An 18,122-nucleotide genomic window follows, 5' to 3' on the forward strand; every position below is an offset into this window, starting at 1 on the left:
GCCCGCACCACGCCCCGCGACCATGAACCCGACCTGGCCCGCCTTCCTGAAGTGGCCTGCGGCCCTGCCGCAGCCCCACTTCCTGTGGCCGCAGTTCCTGTGGCTGCTGCTGCTGCTGCCCGTGCTGGTGCTGCTGTACCTGTGGCTGCAGCGGCGCAAGCGCAAGCTGGCCGTGCGCTACGCCAGCCTGTCTCTCGTGCGGGAAGCGCTGGGCCAGGGCCCCGGCTGGCGCCGCCACCTGCCGCCGCTGCTGCTGCTGGCGGCGCTGGCGGCCCTGCTGCTGGCCAGCGCGCGGCCGGTGGCCGTGGTGGCGCTGCCGTCCAACCAGCAGACCATCGTGCTGGCCATGGACGTGTCGGGCAGCATGCGCGCCTCCGACGTCGAGCCCAACCGGCTGGTGGCGGCGCAGAACGCGGCAAAGACCTTCCTGGCCGAGCTGCCGCGCGACGTCAAGGTCGGCATCGTCGCCTTCGCCGGCTCGGCGCAGGTGGCGCAGCAGCCCACGGTCAACCGCGAGGACCTCGTCACCGCGATCGACCGCTTCCAGTTACAGCGCGCCACGGCCACCGGCAACGCCTTGGTCATCTCGCTGGCCACGCTATTTCCCAACGCCGGCATCGAGCTGCAGCAGCTCAGCCTCGATCGCCTGCGCGGCGGCATGGGCCGCTCGCTGGACCAGGCGCCGCCCAGGCAGAACGAGTTCATCCCGGTGCCGCCGGGCTCGTACAGCTCGGCCGCCATCATCATGCTGACCGACGGCCAGCGCACCACGGGCGTGGACCCGCTCGACGCCGCGCGGATGGTCGCCGACCGCGGCGTGCGCGTGTACACGGTGGGCATCGGCACGGTGGACGGCGACACCATCGGCTTCGACGGCTGGTCGATGCGCGTGCGGCTGGACGAGGAAACCCTCAAGGCCATCGCCCACAAGACCGCCGGCGAGTACTACTACGCCGGCACCGCGCAGGACCTGAAGAAGGTCTACCAGAACCTCAGCAGCCGCCTGACGCTGGAGAAGAAGGAGACCGAGGTGTCCGCCCTGTTCGCCCTGGCCGGCGCCGCGCTGGCGCTGCTGGCGGGCGGGCTGTCGCTGCTGTGGTTCGGGCGGGTGCTGTAGCCGCCGCGCCCGCGCGGATATTTGAAAGAAATCGGCCTTCAGCGCCTGCCCAGCAAGCGCGAGAAGCTATCGATATGAGAGTAGATTGCGCGCCGCACCGAGATGGCACAACGGGTCGCCGCTCAGCCGGTGGCGTTGAACGCCGCGCTGTAGGCCACCGTGCCGGTGGGCACGGCTCCGTCCTGCATGGCCAGCGCCATGAAGTAGTCAGGCGGCACGCCTGGCAGCACCAGGCGCGGGTCGGCCCGGAAGCCGAAGCGCTGGTAATAAGCTGGCTCGCCCAGCAGCACGCAGCCCCTGGCCTGGCGTGCGCGCAGGCTGTCCAGTGCCGCGCGCATCAGATGCCCGCCGAGGCCCTGGCCCTGGCACCGCGGCAGCACCGAGATCGGCCCCAGCCCGTACCAGCCGACGTCGCGTCCATCGACCGTCACGAGCGACACCGCGACATGGCCGACGACCTCGCCGCCACATTCAGCCACCAACGACACCGCGAGCTGCCCCACCGCGCGCAGGGCGCCGACGATGAGATGCTCGGTGTGCGAGCTGTGCGGCGCCTGCGCGAACGCGGCGCGCGTCGCGGCCTCGATGGCCCGGGCGTCGGCGGCGGCCTCGGGTCGCAGCGTGCACGAAGCGGGCATTGGCATGCTCATTCGCTCAACCGGGCCGCAACACGCCGCGCTCCAACCGCACCATGCGCCCGCAGCGCGCGGCGAGCTGGTCGTCGTGCGTGACCAGCACGAAGGCGGTGCCGCGCGTGCGCGCCAGCTCCATCATCAGCGCGAACACGCCGTCGGCGGTGGCGCGGTCGAGGTTGCCGGTGGGCTCGTCGGCCAGCACGCAGGCCGGCTGGGTGACCAGGGCGCGGGCGATGGCCACGCGCTGGCGCTCGCCGCCCGACAGCTCGGCCGGCCGGTGCTGCGCGCGCCCGCCCAGCCCGACCTGGGCCAGCATGTCCTGCGCCACGCGCGCCGCCTCGGCACGCGGCTGGCGCCGGATCCACAGCGGCATGGCGACGTTCTCCAGCGCGGTGAACTCGGGCAGCAGGTGGTGGAACTGGTAGACGAAGCCCAGATGCCGGTTGCGCAGCCCGCCCTGCGCCGTGGGCGACAGGCCCGAGAAGTCCTGCCCCAGCAGCCGCACGCGGCCGCTGGTGGGTGCGTCCAGCCCGCCCAGCAGGTGCAGCAGCGTGCTCTTGCCCGAGCCCGACGCCCCGACGACGGCCAGCGTCTCGCCGGCCTGCACCGTGAGATCGACGCCGCGCAGCACCGTCACGTCGAGCGGGCCTTCATGGAAGCGCTTGGTCAGGCCCTCGGCTTCCAGTACGGCCCGCACGCCCATCCGGCAGGCGCCGTCAGCTCCTGGATCGATGGCAGCCTCATTCATAGCGCAGCGCCTCGGCCGGATTGACGCGGCTGGCGCGCCAGCTCGGGTAAATGGTCGCCACGAAGGACAGCAGCAGCGAGATCACCCCGATCGGCACGATGTCGCTGGCCTGCGGGTCGCTGGGCATCTTGCTGATGAGGTAGATGTCCTTGGGCAGGAAGCTGGCGCGAAACAGCTGCTCCAGCGCCGGCACGATGACGTCGATGTTGAAAGCGATGAGCAGGCCCAGCGCCAGCCCCCCCAGCGTGCCGATCACCCCCACCAGCGCGCCCTGCACGACGAAGATGCGCATGATGCTGCCGGGGCTGGCGCCCAGGGTGCGCAGGATGGCGATGTCGGCGCGCTTGTCCTGCACCGTCATCACCAGCGTGCTGACCAGGTTGAAGGCCGCCACGGCGACGATGAGGGTGAGGATGATGAACATCATGCGTTTTTCAAGCTGCACGGCGGCGAACCAAGTGCGGTTCTGGCGCGTCCAGTCCAGCAGCAGCAGGTGGCCCGACAGCGTGCCAGCCAGTTCGTCGGTGACCTGCCGCGCGCGGTGCAGGTCGCGCAGCTTCAGGCGGATGCCGGTGGGCCCCTCGAGGCGGAAGATGCGCGCCGCGTCGTCGATGTGCAGCATGGTCAGGGCCGAGTCGTACTCGTAGTGGCCCGAGCTGAAGGTGCCCACCACCGTCATCTGCTTCAGGCGCGGCACCACGCCGGCGGGCGTGACCTGGCCGCTGGGCGCGATCAGCGTGACCCGGTCGCCCTCGCCCACGCCCAGCTTGCGCGCCAGGTCGCTGCCCAGCAGGATGCCGAACTGGCCCGGCACCAGCCTGGGCAGCACGGTGTCCTTGAGCTGCGCGGCCACGTCGGTCACGCCGGGCTCCAGCGCCGGGTCGATGCCGCGCACGATGGCGCCCTGCATCGTCTCGCCGCGCGCCAGCAGGCCCTGCGCGCCGACGAAGGGCGCGGCGCCGACCACCTCGGGGTGCTGGCGCACCTCCGACAGCGTGCGCGCCGGGTCGGGCAGCGCCTGGCCGTCGGGCGAGAACACCTCGACGTGCGAGATCACGCTGAGCATGCGGCCGGCCACGTCCTTCTGGAAGCCGTTCATCACGCTCAGCACGATGATCAGCGCCGCCACGCCCAGGGCGATGCCCAGCATGGACGCGGCCGAGATGAAGGAGATGAAACCGTTGCGCCGCGTCGCCCGCCCGGCGCGCGTGTAGCGCCAGCCGAGCAGCATTTCGTAGGGCAGGCGGGAGGTCAGGGGCATCGGGATTCAGGTCGGGACACGGCCGGGATTGTGGCATCCCGGACAATACTCACCCTGAGCGGCGATTGACCGCTTGCCAACTTCAAGAGAGCCGCGTGAACACCGATTCCTGCAGCTTCGACGACGCTCACCTGAGACGTGACCGCGCTACGCACCCGCCAGCACCGCGCTCGCCGCGCCATGCCTGCCACGCCGATCACGGCACTGGCGGGCGCGTTCAACCACCGCTCAGGCTGACATGCCCTCCTCGACCGAACCGCTGCACCTGCTGATCCCCGACGCCGCCCGGTGGCTGCCGCCCGGCGCGCCGCGGCCCGCGCTGCCGCGGTTGCCGCAGTTGCAGGCGCTGCTGCGCCGGCTGCGGCCGGCCGGCACGATCGCGGTGGACGAGGACAGCCCGGCCATGCCGTTCGAGATCGCCCTCGCCCACGCCAACGGGCTGCCCGGCGAGCCGGGCCGCGTGCCGTGGGCGGCGTTCGAATCGGGCACCGTCGGCACGCCCTGCGCCTGGTTCAAGCCCTGCCACTGGCAACTGGGCCTGGACCACGTCAACCTGCTCGACCCCGCCGCGCTGGCCCTGACCGAGGACGAATCACGCGCCCTGCTCGCCGCCGTGCAACCGCTGCTGGCCGAGGACGGCCTGGCGCTGCGCTACGCCGCCCCCGACGCCTGGCTGGCGCAGGGCGAGCCGTTGCGCGGACTGGCCACCTGGTCGATGCAGCGCGCCTTGCAGCGCCCCATCACGCGCGACCTGCTCGCCCTGGCGCCCACCGAGGCGCAGAGCGCCCACCTGCGCCGGTTGCAGAGCGAGGTCCAGATGCTGCTGTACTCCCACCCCGTCAACGAGGCGCGCGAGCGCGAGCGCCGCTGGCCCGTCAACGCGCTGTGGATCACCGGCGCGGGCACGCTCGACGCGCCCCTGCCACCCGCGCGCCACGTGCTGGTCGAGCCGCGCCTGGCCCGCCTGTCCCCCGACGCCGGCCCCGACGACCACGCCCACGCTTGGCAGGCCATCGACGCCGACAGCCTGGCGCGCCTGCACGCCGTGCTGGAGGCCGGCGGCGACGCGCGCCTGACGCTGTGCGGCCCGCGCCGGGCGCAGACCTTGGCGCCGGCGCGCGGCGCGCAGCGGTTTTTGAGCCTTTTGGCCGGATGTCCGCGTCCGCATTGCACGATCAGCTATGAAAATCGAAGTAAGGGACGTGCCGCCGCGCGCCGCCTGGGCGCTGGAACAGGCCGGCGTGCACCCGCTGCTGGCGCGCCTGTTCGCCGCGCGCGGCGTGGCCAGCGCCGACGAGCTGGACGAGGGCCTGGCGCGCCTGCTGCCCCCCGCCGGCCTGAAGGGCGCGCAGGCCGCCGCCGCGCTGCTGGCCGACGCCATCGCCGCCGGCCAGCGCCTGTGCATCGTGGCCGACTACGACTGCGACGGCGCCACCGCCTGCGCCGTCGGCATCCGCGGCCTGCGGCTGCTGGGCGCGCCGCACGTGCAATACCTGGTGCCCGACCGCGTGATCGACGGCTACGGCCTCACCCCGCCCATCGCCGGGCGTGTGGCCGCGCGCGGCGCCGACGTGCTGATCACCGTGGACAACGGCATCGCCAGCATCGACGGCGTCGCCGCTGCCCGCGCCGCCGGCATGCAGGTGCTGGTGACCGACCACCACCTGCCGGGCAGCGAGCTGCCCACCGCCGACGTCATCGTCAACCCCAACCAGCCCGGCTGCGGGTTCGCCAGCAAATCGCTCGCCGGCGTGGGCGTCATGTTCTACGTGCTGCTGGCGCTGCGCGCCGAACTGCGCGCACGCGGCGCTTTCGACAACGCCGGTCAGCCGAAGCTCGATGCCCTGCTGCCCCTGGTCGCCCTGGGCACCGTGGCCGACGTGGTGCGGCTCGACGCCAACAACCGCCGCCTGGTCGCGCAGGGCCTGCGGCGCATCCGCGCCGGCCAGTTGCCCGCGGGCCTGGCCGCGCTGTTCTCGGTCGCCGCCCGCGACGCGCGCCGCGCCACCACCTTCGATTTCGGCTTCGCCCTGGGCCCGCGCATCAACGCCGCCGGGCGGCTGGCCGACATGACGCTGGGCATCGAGCTGCTGCTGACCGACGACGCCGCGCGCGCCGACGAGCTGGCGCGCACGCTGGACGGCATCAACCGCGAGCGGCGCGAGATCGAGGGCGGCATGCGCGAGCAGGCGATGCAAATCGCCGAAGGGCTGTTCGACCCGGATGACGAACCACCCGCTGCGATGTCGGTGTTCGACCCCGGCTTCCACGAAGGCGTGGTCGGCATCGTCGCGGCCCGGCTGAAGGACCGGCTGCACCGCCCCGCCTTCGTCTTCGCCGCCAGCAGCGCCCCCGGGCGCGGGCACGAACTGAAGGGCTCGGGCCGGTCGATCGCGGGCTTCCACCTGCGCGACGCGCTGGACCTGGTGGCCAAACGCCACCCCGGCGTGCTGCTGAAGTTCGGCGGCCACGCCATGGCGGCCGGCTGCACCATCGCCGAAGACCAGTTCGGCACCTTCGAGCAGGCGCTGCGCCAGGTCGCCACCGAGTGGCTGGACGAGGCCACGCTGACCCGCCGCCTGGCCACCGACGGCCCGCTGCCGCCCGAATACCGCCGCGCCGACGTGGCCGACACCCTGCTCCACGAGGTCTGGGGCCAGGGCTTCGCGCCGCCCGTGTTCAGCGAGGAAGTGGAAGTGCTGAGCCAGCGCCTGGTGGGCGAGAAGCACCTGGCGCTGAAGCTGCGCCACCAGGGCCAGCCCATGGACGGCATCTGGTTCGGCCGCACCGAACCGCTGCCCGCGCGCGTCACCCTGGCCTTCCGGCTGGAGGCGGACGAATGGCAGGGCATACGGCGAGTCAGGCTGCTGGTGGAGGGAATGGCGCGCCCGGACGATGCGGCCATCCAGAGCGCCCGCTGACCGGGTGGGGCCGCATACGTCTATACAGAAAAGTAATAAAACCTTGGTCAAAATAGCGGGTTACGACACTAACCCTCGCGCATCGCCCGCGCCCTCTCACCATGGCTGCTTTCAACGAAGAGAAAGTCCTCTCCGTCCACCACTGGACCGACCGCCTGTTCACCTTCACCACCACGCGCTCGCCCAGCCTGCGCTTTTCCAACGGCCACTTCACCATGATCGGCCTGCGGGTGAATGACAAGCCGCTGCTGCGCGCGTACTCCATCGTCAGCCCCAACTACGAGGAGACGCTGGAGTTCCTCAGCATCAAGGTGCCCGACGGCCCGCTGACCAGCCGGCTGCAGCACATCCAGCCCGGCGACCGCGTGATCGTGGGCCACAAACCCACCGGCACGCTGCTGATCGACTACCTGCTGCCGGGCAAGCGCCTGTACATGTTCTCCACCGGCACCGGCTTGGCGCCTTTCATGAGCGTCATCCGCGACCCCGAGACCTACGAGAAGTTCGAGGAAGTGATCCTGGTGCACGGCTGCCGCCAAGTGGACGAACTGGCTTACCGCGAGTACATCACGCAGGAGCTGCCGCGTCACGAAATCCTGGGCGAGACGGTGAGCAAGCAGCTCAAGTACTACCCCACCGTCACGCGCGAGGCCTTCCGCACCCAGGGCCGCATCCCCGAGCTGATCGAATCCGGCCACATGGCCAAGGACCTGGAACTGCCCCAGCTCAACCCTCAGATGGACCGCGTGATGCTGTGCGGCAGCCCGCAGATGCTCAAGTCGATCAAGGAAGTGCTGGAAAAGCGCGGCTTCAACGAGGGCAACACCACCACGCCAGGCGACTTCGTGGTGGAGCGGGCATTCGTGGACCAGTGAGGATGTTGGCGGGCCGATGCCGCCTTTTCATGCGGTATCAGCCCATGGGCCGCTTCGGAAGCGCCGGCAACCATCGACTTCAAAGAATTCAGCGTGCCTCGACCAGAAAGGCCAGCATCCGAGCGGTGGCGTCCTTGGTGACTTGCGGATCGAACACATAGCCCCTGGCCGACAAGCCGGGCTTGTCCCAGCCGTGAGTGGCGTCCGGGTAGACGTGCCATTGCACCGGCTTGCCGGCAGCCTTCATCTCTTCCAACAGCGGGAAACAAGCACTGGCCGGCACGTCATGGTCGCGCCCGCCCATGAGCAGCAGCAAAGGGCGGTCCGTGTCCTGCAGCACCAGCGCACCCGCCTTGTAGGCGCAGCCACCGTAGTTGGCCACCGTTGCAGCAAAGCGCAGTTCGGAACCCGCCAGCCGCGCGCTTTGCGGCGAAGCCAGCAGGGTCGCGGCCAGCGCTCCCCAGCTATAGCCGACCGAATAGATGCGCGCCTTGTCCACGAACGGCTTGCTGGCCAGCCAAGCCAAAGCCGCGTAGGCATCGACGATGCCAGCCGAGTTGCTCAGCAGCCGGGCGGCGCAATTGTCGAAGCCGCGTGAGCCGAAGCTGTCCACCACCAGCACGACGTAGCCAACGGCCAGCAACTCCCGCGCGTGCTGCTTCATGTGGGCGTTGGGCGCGCCCCTCAGGCCGCCGCAGGTGTGCATCAGAACGACCGCCGGAAACGGCCCCTCGCCAGCCGGCTTGAAGACTGCATTGGCGATGTCGGTGAATACCCCGATGGACTCCTTCGCTTCGCCGGCAAAAACCACCGGCTTCAACTCGATCGGCTGCATCAACTGCGCCTGGAGCTCCTGCGCCTCCGCAGTCACCAGTACAGCGCCGAGCGCCAGGGTCGTCAGGATGGCCCTGACGGTGCGCCCCGGACATGCAAACATTCGTTGCAATGGCATCGTCGCGATCTCCTCCTGACGTGGCGATGGCCGGACCCGTTCAAGGCTTGGTGCCAGCCTGCTTCTTCTCCATCAGCCGCGCGTGCACGTGCGGCGAGACGAATTTTTCCACCTCGCCGCCCAGCAGGCCGATCTCGCGCACCAGCGTGCTGCTGACGAACTGGAACTCGCTGCTGGGGGTGAGGAACACGGTTTCCACGTCGGGCATGAGACTGCGGTTCATGCCGGCGAGCTGGAACTCGTAGTCGAAGTCGGTCACCGCGCGCAGGCCGCGCACCATGGCCTTGCCGCCGCGCGCCACCACGAAGTCGCGCACCAGGCCCGTGAAGGGCTCCACGCTCACCTGCGGCAGATCCTGCACCGATGCGCGCGCCATGGCCATGCGCTCGTCCAGCGTGAACAGCGTCTTCTTGTGGTACGCGGTGGCCACCGCGATGATCACGTTGTCGAACAGCTGCACCGCGCGGCGCACGATGTCCTCGTGGCCCAGGGTGATGGGGTCGAAGGTGCCGGGGTAGATGGCGGTCACGCTGCGGCTCATGGGGGGTGTCTCCTGGGATGGGCGGCTTGAGCCGGGCATTATGCGGGGCGCGCGGGAGCGGGCGGCGCGGTGGCGCGGGCCCGACGCAGGATTTCCAGGCGTTCTGGCCTCCAGCCCTTGTCCAGAAAGCGCCGACAGCTATCGATTTGATAGAAATCAAGACCTCTCGCCGGGCCGCAGCAGGTGGGCGTGCACGGCGCCCGCCTGAAGATGCCGGTGCAGTTGCAGCCCGCAGCCGGCCAGGGCGTCGCCGCTCCACGCGGCGGGCGCTTCGAGGTAGACGAAGCCGTCCGCGGCCACCGCCCGCGCGGCGGCCTGCAGGGCGGGCGCGAACAACGCGGCCTGGTCGAACGGCGGGTCGATCAGCGCCAGGTGCAAGCTGCGCGGCGCGGCGCGGCGCAGGGCCGCGACGCCGTCGCCGCGCTGCACGCGCACGGTATCGGCCTTCAGGCGCTGGCACAGCGTCTCCAGTTGCGCGGCCAACGCGGGGTGGGACTCCACCAGCAGCACCTCGGCCGCGCCGCGCGAGGCGGCCTCCAGCCCCAGAGCGCCGGTGCCGGCGAAGGCGTCGAGGCAGTGCCAGCCGGTCAGGTCCTGGCCCAGCCAGTTGAACAGCGTTTCGCGCACGCGGTCGGGCGTGGGGCGCAGGCCGGGCAGATCCTTCACCGGCAGGCGGGTGCGGCGCCACTGGCCGCCGATGATGCGCACTTCGTGCGGCGGCGCGGCGGCGCGGCGGCGGGCGGGTGGAGCGGGGACCTTGGGCATGCGGGGATTGTCGCCGCGGCATCGCCGGCCGCGCGGCAATGCGATGGGGCTGGACGAGTCGTTCTCGTCCAGCCCCAATCTTCCGCGCGGGCGGCGCTCAGGCCCGACCCGGCTTGCCCAGCAGCAGCACCAGCGCCAGCGCGATGAGGGCGGGCAGCGCCTGGCTGAAGAAGATCTTCGGCGCGGCGGTCACCGCGCCGAAGACACCCGCGGTGATGACGCACAGCAGAAAGAAGATCACCACGCCGCGCTGGCGGGTGAACAGGCCCCACAGCAGCCCGGCGGCCAGGAAGCCGTTGTACAGCCCATGATTGGCCGCCAGCGTGGTCGTGGCGTCCGCCAGTTCCTGCGTGAGGTTGAAGGTGCGCAGGCCGAGCGGCCGGTTCCAGAAGAACATCTCCAGCACCAGGATGTAGAGATGCTCGATGGCCACCAGCAACACCATCGCCTTGGGCAGCAGGCGCTTCATGCCGCCTCTAGGCGATGCTGAGCTCGACCGGGATGTTGCCGCGCGTGGCGTTGGAGTACGGGCAGACCTGGTGCGCGGCGGCCACCAGCTTCTGCTTGGCGTCGGCGTCCAGGCCGGGCAGCGTGACAGCCAGCTTGACGGCGATGCCGTAGGCCGCGCCGCCGTTGGTCGGGCCGAGCGAGACGCTGGAGTCGACGGCCACGTCGTCGGGCACCTTCACGCCCACCTTCGGGCCCACCGCCTTCATCGCGCCGATGAAGCAGGCGGCGTAGCCGACGGCGAACAACTGCTCGGGGTTGGTGCCGGGCTTGCCGGTGCCGGGCGAGCTGAGCTGCACGTCGAGCGTGCCGTCGCTGGTCTTGCCGCTGCCGTCGCGTCCGCCGGTGGCGTGGGCCTGGGCGGTGTAGAGAACCTTGTCGAGTGCGGTGGTCATAGGTCGTTCCTTGGGTGGGTGGTGAAAGTGCTTCGGTCCGAAGCGGTGGGGAGAAACGGGGTGCGGCCTCGCGGGTCAGGCGGCCTGCTTCAGCCGGTCGCGCAGCGTGCGCAGCTGGCGGGTCAGGCTGGCGATCTCATCGACGGCGCACTGGCTGGACGCCACCAGGCAGCCGGGCACGTGGGCGGCGCGCGCCTTGAGCCGGCGGCCCTGGGGCGTGAGCATGACCAGCACGCGGCGCTCGTCGGCGGCGTCGCGCAGGCGGCGCACCAGACCGGCGGCCTCCAGCCGCTTGAGCAGCGGGGTGAGCGTGCCCGAGTCGAGCGACAGCCGCTCGCCGAGGGCGGACACCATCAGGCCGTCGCCCTCCCACAGCGCCAGCATCACCAGGTACTGCGGGTAGGTCAGACCCAGGCCATCGAGCAGCGGCTTGTACAGCTTGGTCATGGCCAGCGACGCGGAATAAATGGCGAAGCAGAGCTGGTTGTCCAGCTTCAGCAGTTCGTCGGTGGAGAGCGCGCTTGGCATGGCCTGAATTGTAGCGATCAATTGAATTGAACACAATTAAATTACCCTGAAAAACCCCGCGCGAGGCGGGGTCGGCGCGGGCCGTTAGCGGCCGGTGAAGCGCGCCGGGCGCTTCTCGATGAAGGCGCGCACGCCCTCGGCGGCGTCCTCGCTGGCGGCCAGCACCTTCTGCGCCGGGACGAAGTCGGCCACCGCCGCCGCCTGCCCCAGCTCGATGGCCTTGAGCACGTTCAGGCGCGTGGCCACCACGGCGGCCGGCGCCTGGGCCGCGATGCGCCGGGCGATGGCCAGCGCGGCGTCGATCAGACCGGCCACGGGCACCACCTTCTGCACGAAGTTGCAGCGGTAGGCTTCGGCGGCGTCGAACTCGTCGGCCGTCAGCAGGTGCAGCATGGCGTTGCCCACGCCGGCGCGCTCGGGCATGCGCAGGGTGGCGCCGCCGGTGGGCATGATGCAGCGCTGCACTTCCATCTGCGAGAAGCGGCAGTCGTCGGCCGCCACCACGATGTCGGCGCCCAGCATCAGCTCGATGCCGACGGTGAAGCAGATGCCCTTGACGGCCGCCACCATGGGCTTTTGCCGGCGCCGGTAACCGGGCATGCCGAAGTCGTGCGGCTCCACCAGGCCGGCGGGCGTGAGCTTCTCGCCGCGCTGCAGGTACGCCACCACCTGGGGCAGGTCGAGCCCGGCGGTGAAGTGCTCGCCGAAAGCGTGCAACACGCCCACGCGCAGGCTCGGGTCGTCGTCCAGCCGGGTGTAGGCCTCGGCCAACTGGCGGAACATGGCGGGCGTCCAGCCGTTGCGCTTGGCCGGGCGGTTGATGCCGATCAGCAGGATGTGGTCATCGATCACCTGGGTGTCGATGCAGCCCTCGGGTGGTGGGGTGGTGGGGGTCAGGGTGGTCATGGGTTCCTTCATTGATCTCCGGCCCGATCGGGAATGCCGCCGATCGGGCGCGTGTCGTTGCCGGGCGCGGCCCGGGCTTGATTCATCGCGCGGGGCGGATGCGGTAGATGCCGTTGTTGGTGTCGGACGAGAAGTACACGCTGCCGTCGCCGCCCACGGCCACGCCGGTGGGCGAGTTGGCGGGCGGCCCGCCGGCTTCGGCCGGCGCGCCGATGGGCAGCTTGTCGGCCACGGTGCGGCGGCTGCCGTCGGCCAGGTTGATCTCGGTCAGGCGCCTGGCGCCCACCTCGGCCACGATGAAGGTGCCCCAGGGCGTGGGCGTCAGCCCCTCGGGCTGGTTCAGCCCCTGGGCCACGGCCACGGGCGTGCCGCCGGCCGCCGGCACGCGCAGCAGCTTGCCGCCCAGCTCGGTCACGTAGACCTGGCCATCGGGGCCCAGCACCATCTGCACCGGGGCCTGGAGACCGCTCACGACTGTCTTGCGATTGGCGAACTTCTCGCCGCTGGCGCGCACGATGCTGCCGGTGATCAGCTCCAGCACCAGCACGCTGCCGTCGTCCAGGGGGATGGCGTCCAGCGGCACCTTGAAGCCGTGCGCCATGGCCAGCGTCTTGCGCGTGGCGCGGTCGATCACCTGCACCGAGTTGGTGGCGAACGAGGCCAGCGCGAAGCGCGTCTTCGACATGCCCACGGCCAGCGGGTATTCCAACTCGCCCGCGCCCCAGGCGCGGAAGATGTCGCTCACCGCGCCGGTCCTCAGGTTGACTTCGCGGAAAGCAAACACGTCGGCCACCCACAGCCGGTTGCCGTCGGCCTTCAGGCCGGTCGGCACGGCCACCGCGCCGCTGGTGAGCGTGCGCAGCTCGCCGGTGGCGGGGTTGAAGGCCTGCACCGAGTTGTCGGCCATGTTGGAGACGTAGATGGTGCCGTCCGGCGCGATGGCCAGGTTGTCCAGCGAGGGCTTGAGCTGCCTGGCCACCGTCTTCCTGCCGCTGGCCAGTTCGACGCGCACCAGCTCGCCGCCGCGCGTGTCCAGCACCCACAGGTTGCCCCTGCCGTCCAGGTTGGCGGCGGCGGGGATCTTGAAGCCGTCGGCGATCACCTGCATGTCGCCGTTGGCCGGGTTGATCTTGACCACCTGGTGCTTGAACCACAACGGGCCGTAGAGCCAGCCGTCGGGGCCGACCTCGAAGCCGTTGAAGCCGCCCATGTCCTTCTTGATCAGGCGCGGCGGCTTCTGGCCAGCGCGGTCGATCTCCCACAGCGCGTCGCCCAGGAAGACCTGCGAGGCGTAGAGCTTGCCATTGCGCTTGTCGAAGTCCAGCGAGTTCATGCCCGGCAGGCCCTTGGCCAGCACGCGGATCGGCGCCTTGTCGTTCTCGCGGTAGCGCAGCACGCCTTGGTTGAAGCCGGTCCAGGCCATCTCGCCCTTGGGGCCGATGGCGATGTCGTCCGACTGGCCCTCGGGCGCCGGGATGAACACGCGCGCCTCGCCGCTCTGGCGGTTGACCTCCCACATCTGGCTGCCAGCCACGGTGCCCGCCAGCAGCCTGCCTTGCCTATCGACGGCCAAGCCGTGCACGCCGGAGAAGGACGAGGGCTTGACCAGCACCTCGGGCGCCGACCAGGCGGCCGGGCGCGTGGGCGGGGTGGTGGAGCAGGCGGCCAGCAGGCCGGCCGCGGCCAGCGAGGCCGCCGCCGCGACGCGGCGCAGGGATGTGGACATGGAAGTCTCCTTGTGTGTGGTGCGGGATGCAGCGCGGCCAGTGGGCCCGGGACGCCGGCAAGGCGCTGCCGGACGAGTCTTCGGCAGCGCGGCGGCGGGCGCAATCACCCAGGGGACAAATTCAGGCAAAAAACCATCTCAATCCGCGCCAGCACTTCGTTGGCAGCTATCAATTCGATACTGTTCGAATCAACGCCCTGCCCCGCCCACCACCACCGTCACCATGCGATCCGGCTGCAGCTTGCGCTGGAAAGCGGCCTGGATGTCGGCGGCGGTGACCTGGGAGACGCGCTCGGTCCAGTGGTCGAGGTAGTCCAGCGGCAAGCCGTTCCAGGCGATGTTGGTCACGTTGTCGAGCAGCTTGCCGTTGGCGTCGATGCGCAGGGCGAAGCCGCCGATGAGGTTGTCCTTGGCGGCCTGCAGCTCGGCCTCGGTCGGCCCCTGGGCCACGAAGTCGCGCACCACCTGGCGCAGCACGCCGACCGTGTCCGCGGCCTGGTCGGACCGCGTCTGCAGCTCGACGGTGAAGGCGCCGGCGTGCAGGCCCGGCGCGAAGGAGCTGTACACGCCGTAGCTCAGCCCGCGCTTCTCGCGCACCTCCTCCATCAGGCGCGAGGTGAGATCGCCGCCGCCCAGGATGTGGTTGCCGACCAGCAGGGCGAAGAAGTCCGGGTCGCCGCGCTTGTAGCCGGGCTGGCCCATCAGCACGTGGGCCTGCGCCGACTTGAAGGGGATGCGCTCGTCCACCGCCCGGGCGAGCGGCGCCACCTCGGGCACGGCCGGCAGTGGCGCGCAGGCCCCGCCCTGCGGCAGGCGGGACAGCAATTGGGCGGCAATCTCTTCGGCCTGCGCGCGCGTCACCGCGCCGACCAGGCTGACCTTGGCGCGGCACGGCGCGATCAGGGCGGCGTAGCGCGACTTCATGTCGGCCACCTGGATGCGCGCCAGCGTCTCCGGCGTGGTCTCGTACCCGTAGGGGTGGCGGCCGTACACGGCGTGGGCGAAAGCCAGCGCGGCCAGGGTGGCGGGGCGGGTGCGCGATTCGCGGATGGCGGCGGACAGGCGCTCGCGCTCGCGGCGCCACACCGCGTCGGGCCAGGACGGCTCGCCCAGCTGGCGCGCGGCCAGCGCCACGACCCGGGGCAGCAGCGCCGGGTCGGTGAGCGTGCGCAGCGAGAAGCTCATGCGGTCGGCCCCGGCGCGGGCGCCGAAGGCCGCGCCCAGGTCGGCCCAGGCGTCGCCGAGCTGGTTTTCGTCCAGCGCGTCCTGGCCGCCGCGCGCGGCCACGCCCTTGCCGGCCATCAGGGCCGTGGCGGCGGCCAGCCCGGCCTGCGGCGCCGGGTCGCGCCGGCTGCCGGCGTCGAAGTCGATCTGCACGTCCAGCATCGGGATGGCCGGGCTTTCGACCAGATAGACCTGCGCGCCGCCGGGCTGCGTCCAGTGCTGGATGGGGATGGCGGCGTGCGCCGGTTTCAAGCCAAAAACGGCCGTGGCCAGTGCCAGTGAAGCGCCGGTTGCTATGGTTTTGATGATTTTCATGGGGCGGTCGGATTCAGCGGATCTCACCGGCCGGTGCCGGGCGGGCGGGCTGTCCGGGCGGCAGGGGCTGCGGCACCAGGATGGCGGCGGTGAGCTGGTCATCACCGAAGTACGTGCGCGCGACGGCCTGCACCTGCGCCGCGCTGATCTGGCGCAGCCGCGCGATCAGGCGCTCGCTGGTGTCCGGCGGCAGGCCCTGGATCCACAGGTGGCCCAGCTCCTGCGCCTGGCCCATGACCGAATCGCGCTTGTAGATCTCGCTGGCGACCCACTGGGTCTTGACGCGGTTCAGCTCGGCCTCGCTCACGCCCTCGCGTGCCACGCGCGCCACCTGGGCGCGCAGCGCGGCCTCGACCTCGGCGGCGGTCTTGCCGGCGGCGGGCACGCCACTCAGGGTGAAGATCTGCGGCCCGCGCCCGAACAGGCCGTTGTCGGCGCTGACCGAGTCGGCCACGCGGTGGGGCCCGCGCGTCAGCGCCCGGTCCAGGCGCGCGCCGCTGTAGCCGTCCAGCACGGCGGCCAGCACCGTCAGGGCCAGGGCGTCGTCGTTGCTGGGCGAGGGCTCCAGCCCGTCCATGCGCGGCACCTTGAAGGCCAGCGACACCAGCGCCTGCTCGGCGGGGGCCTTGACATCGATGCGGCGCGTGCCCGCCTGCGCCGGCTCGGGGCGCGGCTTGCGCGCGGGCACCGGGCGGGCGGCGATGGCGCCGTAGGTCTTCCGCGCCAGGGCCAGCACGGCCTGCGGATCGACGTCGCCGGCCACCACCACGGCGGCGTTGGCGGGCACGTACCAGCGCTGGAAGAAGGCGCGCGCGTCGTCGGCGGTGAGCGCGTCCAGGTCGCCCATCCAGCCGATCACCGGACGGCGGTAGGGCGCGGCGGCGAAGGTGGCGGCCATCTGCTGCTCGGCCATCAGCGCGCGCGGGTTGTCGTCGACGCGCAGGCGCCGCTCTTCCTTGACCACCGCCAGCTCCTTGGCGAACTCCTCGTCGCTGTAGCGGTTGTGGGCGAAGCGGTCGGCCTCCAGCGCCATCACGTCGGCCAGCCTGGCGGCGGGCACCTGCTGGTAGTAGCCGGTGTAGTCCCGGCTGGTGAAGGCGTTCTCGCGCCCGCCCAGCGCGGCCACGCGGCGCGAGAACTCGCCCGGCGCCAGCGTGTCGGTGCCCTTGAACATCAGGTGCTCCAGCAGGTGGGCCACGCCGCTGGTGCCGTCCACCTCGTCCATGGCGCCCACGCGCACCCAGAGCATGTGCACGGCGGTGGGCGCGCGCCGGTCGGGCTTGACGATGAGGGTGAGGCCGTTGTCCAGCGTGAACTGGCTGACCGGCGGGGCGGCCGGCGGCGTCTGCGCCGGGGCGAAGGCGGCGCCGAGCGCCAGGACACCGGCCGCGCCGGCCCGCCGGAGGAGGGAAATGAAAGGCATGGGCTGCATGAGTCGTGTGGGCGGGCAAACGTTCCCGCCGGCCGAGTGTGCCCCAGCGGCGGCGGCCGGACGAGATCTCATGAGAATAATGCCACCAGCCCGCTCCATATATGAGTCTTCAGCTATTTTTTGAATAGCGAACGACAGCACATCAGGCCCATCGGCGACAATCCGCTCATGATTTCGACGCCCTCTCTCACCCCTTTCGTGGCCGGCGCAGAGCCGCGCCTGACCGCGCTCTCGCACGGCGGCGGCTGCGGCTGCAAGATCGCGCCCGGCGTGCTCTCCAGCATCCTGCGCGGCACCGGCGCCATGCCGCTGCCGCCCGAGCTGCTGGTGGGCATCGAGACGGCGGACGACGCCGCCGTCTACCGCCTGAACGACACGCAGGCGCTGGTGGCCACCACCGACTTCTTCATGCCCATCGTGGACGACGCGTTCGACTTCGGCCGCATCGCCGCCACCAACGCCCTCTCCGACGTGTACGCCATGGGCGGCACGCCCATCATGGCGCTGGCCCTCGTCGGCATGCCGATCAACGTGCTGTCGGTCGAGACCATCGGCCGCATCCTCGAAGGCGGCGCCAGCGTGTGCCGCGCGGCGGGCATCCCCATCGCGGGCGGGCACACCATCGACTCGGTCGAGCCCATCTACGGCCTGGTCGCCCTCGGCCTGGTGCACCCGGACCGCGTCAAGAAGAACAGCGGCGCGCGCGTGGGCGACGTGCTGGTGCTGGGCAAGCCCATCGGCGTGGGCGTGCTGTCGGCGGCGCTCAAGAAGGAGCAGCTCGCGCCCGAGGGCTACGCCGAGATGATCGCCAGCACCACGCGCCTGAACACCCCCGGCCCCGACCTGGCCGCGCTGCCCGGCGTGCACGCCCTGACCGACGTCACCGGCTTCGCCCTGGCCGGCCACGCGCTGGAGCTGGCGCGCGGCGCCGGCGTCACCGTGCGCATCGACTGGCCCGCCGTGCCCGTGCTGCCCGGCGTGCGCGAGCTGGCCGCGCAGGGCATCGTCACCGGCGCCAGCGGCTGCAACTGGGCCGCCTACGGCGGCGACGTGCAGTTGCCCGAGGGCTTCGCCGACGCCGACCGCGCCCTGCTGAGCGACCCGCAGACCAGCGGCGGCCTGCTGGTGGCCTGCGCGCCCGAGGCGCTGAACGACGTGCTGGCCGCATTCCAGCGGCACGGCTTCGGGCAGGCGGCGGTCGTTGGCGAGGTGGCGCCGCGCGGCCAGGCGCCGCTGGTCATACGCTGAACCATGAAATTCCAACATACGGCAAT

General features: G+C 71.2%; 19 protein-coding genes. 4 read left to right on the forward strand and 15 right to left on the reverse strand.

Annotated features, from left to right (window positions below; all coding sequences use genetic code 11):
- The first annotated feature begins 22 nt into the window (after nt 1-22).
- Nucleotides 23-1,117, forward strand: a complete 1,095-nt coding sequence (locus IPG65_RS18270; RefSeq protein WP_293192557.1) for a VWA domain-containing protein — start codon at nt 23-25, stop codon at nt 1,115-1,117.
- A gap of 122 nt (nt 1,118-1,239) precedes the next feature.
- Here IPG65_RS18270 and IPG65_RS18275 read toward each other — a convergent pair whose 3' ends face one another.
- The 5 genes from IPG65_RS18275 to IPG65_RS18295 all read right to left on the reverse strand — a co-directional run bounded on the left by IPG65_RS18275 (nt 1,240) and on the right by IPG65_RS18295 (nt 4,929).
- Complete coding sequence (locus IPG65_RS18275) at nt 1,240-1,761, reverse strand: GNAT family N-acetyltransferase (RefSeq protein WP_293192559.1); 522 nt, start codon at nt 1,759-1,761, stop codon at nt 1,240-1,242.
- Nucleotides 1,762-1,771: 10 nt separating this feature from the next.
- Nucleotides 1,772-2,500 (reverse strand): lipoprotein-releasing ABC transporter ATP-binding protein LolD, encoded by a 729-nt coding sequence (gene lolD, locus IPG65_RS18280; RefSeq protein WP_293192562.1) that lies wholly within the window; start codon nt 2,498-2,500, stop codon nt 1,772-1,774.
- Entirely contained in the window at nt 2,493-3,761 is a 1,269-nt protein-coding gene (locus IPG65_RS18285) for a lipoprotein-releasing ABC transporter permease subunit (RefSeq protein ID WP_293192565.1), read from the reverse strand. The genes lolD and IPG65_RS18285 overlap by 8 nt, the downstream gene beginning before the upstream one ends.
- A gap of 228 nt (nt 3,762-3,989) precedes the next feature.
- On the reverse strand, nt 3,990-4,250 hold the full coding sequence (locus tag IPG65_RS18290; protein WP_293192568.1) for a hypothetical protein: 261 nt from the start codon (nt 4,248-4,250) through the stop codon (nt 3,990-3,992).
- A 103-nt stretch (nt 4,251-4,353) separates the two neighbouring features.
- Nucleotides 4,354-4,929, reverse strand: a complete 576-nt coding sequence (locus IPG65_RS18295; protein WP_293192571.1) for a hypothetical protein — start codon at nt 4,927-4,929, stop codon at nt 4,354-4,356.
- A 13-nt stretch (nt 4,930-4,942) separates the two neighbouring features.
- Here IPG65_RS18295 and recJ point away from each other — a divergent pair, with 13 nt between their 5' ends.
- Together recJ and IPG65_RS18305 are read left to right on the forward strand one after the other, a co-directional pair.
- A complete protein-coding gene (gene recJ / locus IPG65_RS18300) occupies nt 4,943-6,682 on the forward strand; it encodes a single-stranded-DNA-specific exonuclease RecJ (RefSeq protein WP_293192574.1) in 1,740 nt (579 codons plus the stop codon).
- A 101-nt stretch (nt 6,683-6,783) separates the two neighbouring features.
- Entirely contained in the window at nt 6,784-7,557 is a 774-nt protein-coding gene (locus tag IPG65_RS18305; RefSeq protein WP_293192576.1) for a ferredoxin--NADP reductase, read from the forward strand.
- Between the two features lie 88 nt (nt 7,558-7,645).
- On the opposite strand, the gene IPG65_RS18310 is transcribed toward IPG65_RS18305, so the two are convergent.
- The 10 genes from IPG65_RS18310 to IPG65_RS18355 all read right to left on the reverse strand — a co-directional run bounded on the left by IPG65_RS18310 (nt 7,646) and on the right by IPG65_RS18355 (nt 16,839).
- Nucleotides 7,646-8,509 (reverse strand): dienelactone hydrolase family protein, encoded by an 864-nt coding sequence (locus IPG65_RS18310; protein ID WP_293192578.1) that lies wholly within the window; start codon nt 8,507-8,509, stop codon nt 7,646-7,648.
- A 40-nt stretch (nt 8,510-8,549) separates the two neighbouring features.
- The gene (coaD, locus tag IPG65_RS18315) at nt 8,550-9,050 is read right to left on the reverse strand and encodes a pantetheine-phosphate adenylyltransferase (RefSeq protein WP_293192580.1); all 501 of its coding nucleotides are present in this window, start codon (nt 9,048-9,050) and stop codon (nt 8,550-8,552) included.
- Between the two features lie 156 nt (nt 9,051-9,206).
- Complete coding sequence (locus IPG65_RS18320; protein WP_293192582.1) at nt 9,207-9,815, reverse strand: RsmD family RNA methyltransferase; 609 nt, start codon at nt 9,813-9,815, stop codon at nt 9,207-9,209.
- Nucleotides 9,816-9,912: 97 nt separating this feature from the next.
- Nucleotides 9,913-10,284: a DUF1304 domain-containing protein gene (locus IPG65_RS18325; RefSeq protein WP_293192584.1), complete on the reverse strand. Its 372-nt coding sequence runs from the start codon at nt 10,282-10,284 to the stop codon at nt 9,913-9,915.
- Between the two features lie 7 nt (nt 10,285-10,291).
- A complete protein-coding gene (locus IPG65_RS18330; RefSeq protein WP_293192586.1) occupies nt 10,292-10,717 on the reverse strand; it encodes an organic hydroperoxide resistance protein in 426 nt (141 codons plus the stop codon).
- A gap of 75 nt (nt 10,718-10,792) precedes the next feature.
- A complete protein-coding gene (locus IPG65_RS18335; RefSeq protein ID WP_293192588.1) occupies nt 10,793-11,245 on the reverse strand; it encodes a MarR family transcriptional regulator in 453 nt (150 codons plus the stop codon).
- A gap of 84 nt (nt 11,246-11,329) precedes the next feature.
- Nucleotides 11,330-12,151, reverse strand: a complete 822-nt coding sequence (locus IPG65_RS18340; RefSeq protein WP_293192590.1) for a crotonase/enoyl-CoA hydratase family protein — start codon at nt 12,149-12,151, stop codon at nt 11,330-11,332.
- A gap of 82 nt (nt 12,152-12,233) precedes the next feature.
- On the reverse strand, nt 12,234-13,877 hold the full coding sequence (locus IPG65_RS18345; RefSeq protein ID WP_293192592.1) for a hypothetical protein: 1,644 nt from the start codon (nt 13,875-13,877) through the stop codon (nt 12,234-12,236).
- A gap of 189 nt (nt 13,878-14,066) precedes the next feature.
- Nucleotides 14,067-15,416 carry a pitrilysin family protein gene (locus IPG65_RS18350; RefSeq protein ID WP_293192594.1) on the reverse strand — a complete coding sequence of 450 codons (1,350 nt, stop codon included), beginning with the start codon at nt 15,414-15,416 and terminating at the stop codon, nt 14,067-14,069.
- A 13-nt stretch (nt 15,417-15,429) separates the two neighbouring features.
- A complete protein-coding gene (locus tag IPG65_RS18355; RefSeq protein WP_293192596.1) occupies nt 15,430-16,839 on the reverse strand; it encodes a pitrilysin family protein in 1,410 nt (469 codons plus the stop codon).
- 177 nt (nt 16,840-17,016) lie between these two features.
- On the opposite strand from IPG65_RS18355, the gene selD reads away from it, so the two are divergent.
- Nucleotides 17,017-18,096 (forward strand): selenide, water dikinase SelD, encoded by a 1,080-nt coding sequence (gene selD / locus IPG65_RS18360; RefSeq protein ID WP_293192598.1) that lies wholly within the window; start codon nt 17,017-17,019, stop codon nt 18,094-18,096.
- Nucleotides 18,097-18,122 lie beyond the last annotated feature (26 nt).

Origin of the sequence: Ottowia sp., assembly GCF_016703145.1 — a bacterium.
In the GTDB taxonomy this organism is placed as follows: domain Bacteria; phylum Pseudomonadota; class Gammaproteobacteria; order Burkholderiales; family Burkholderiaceae_C; genus Ottowia.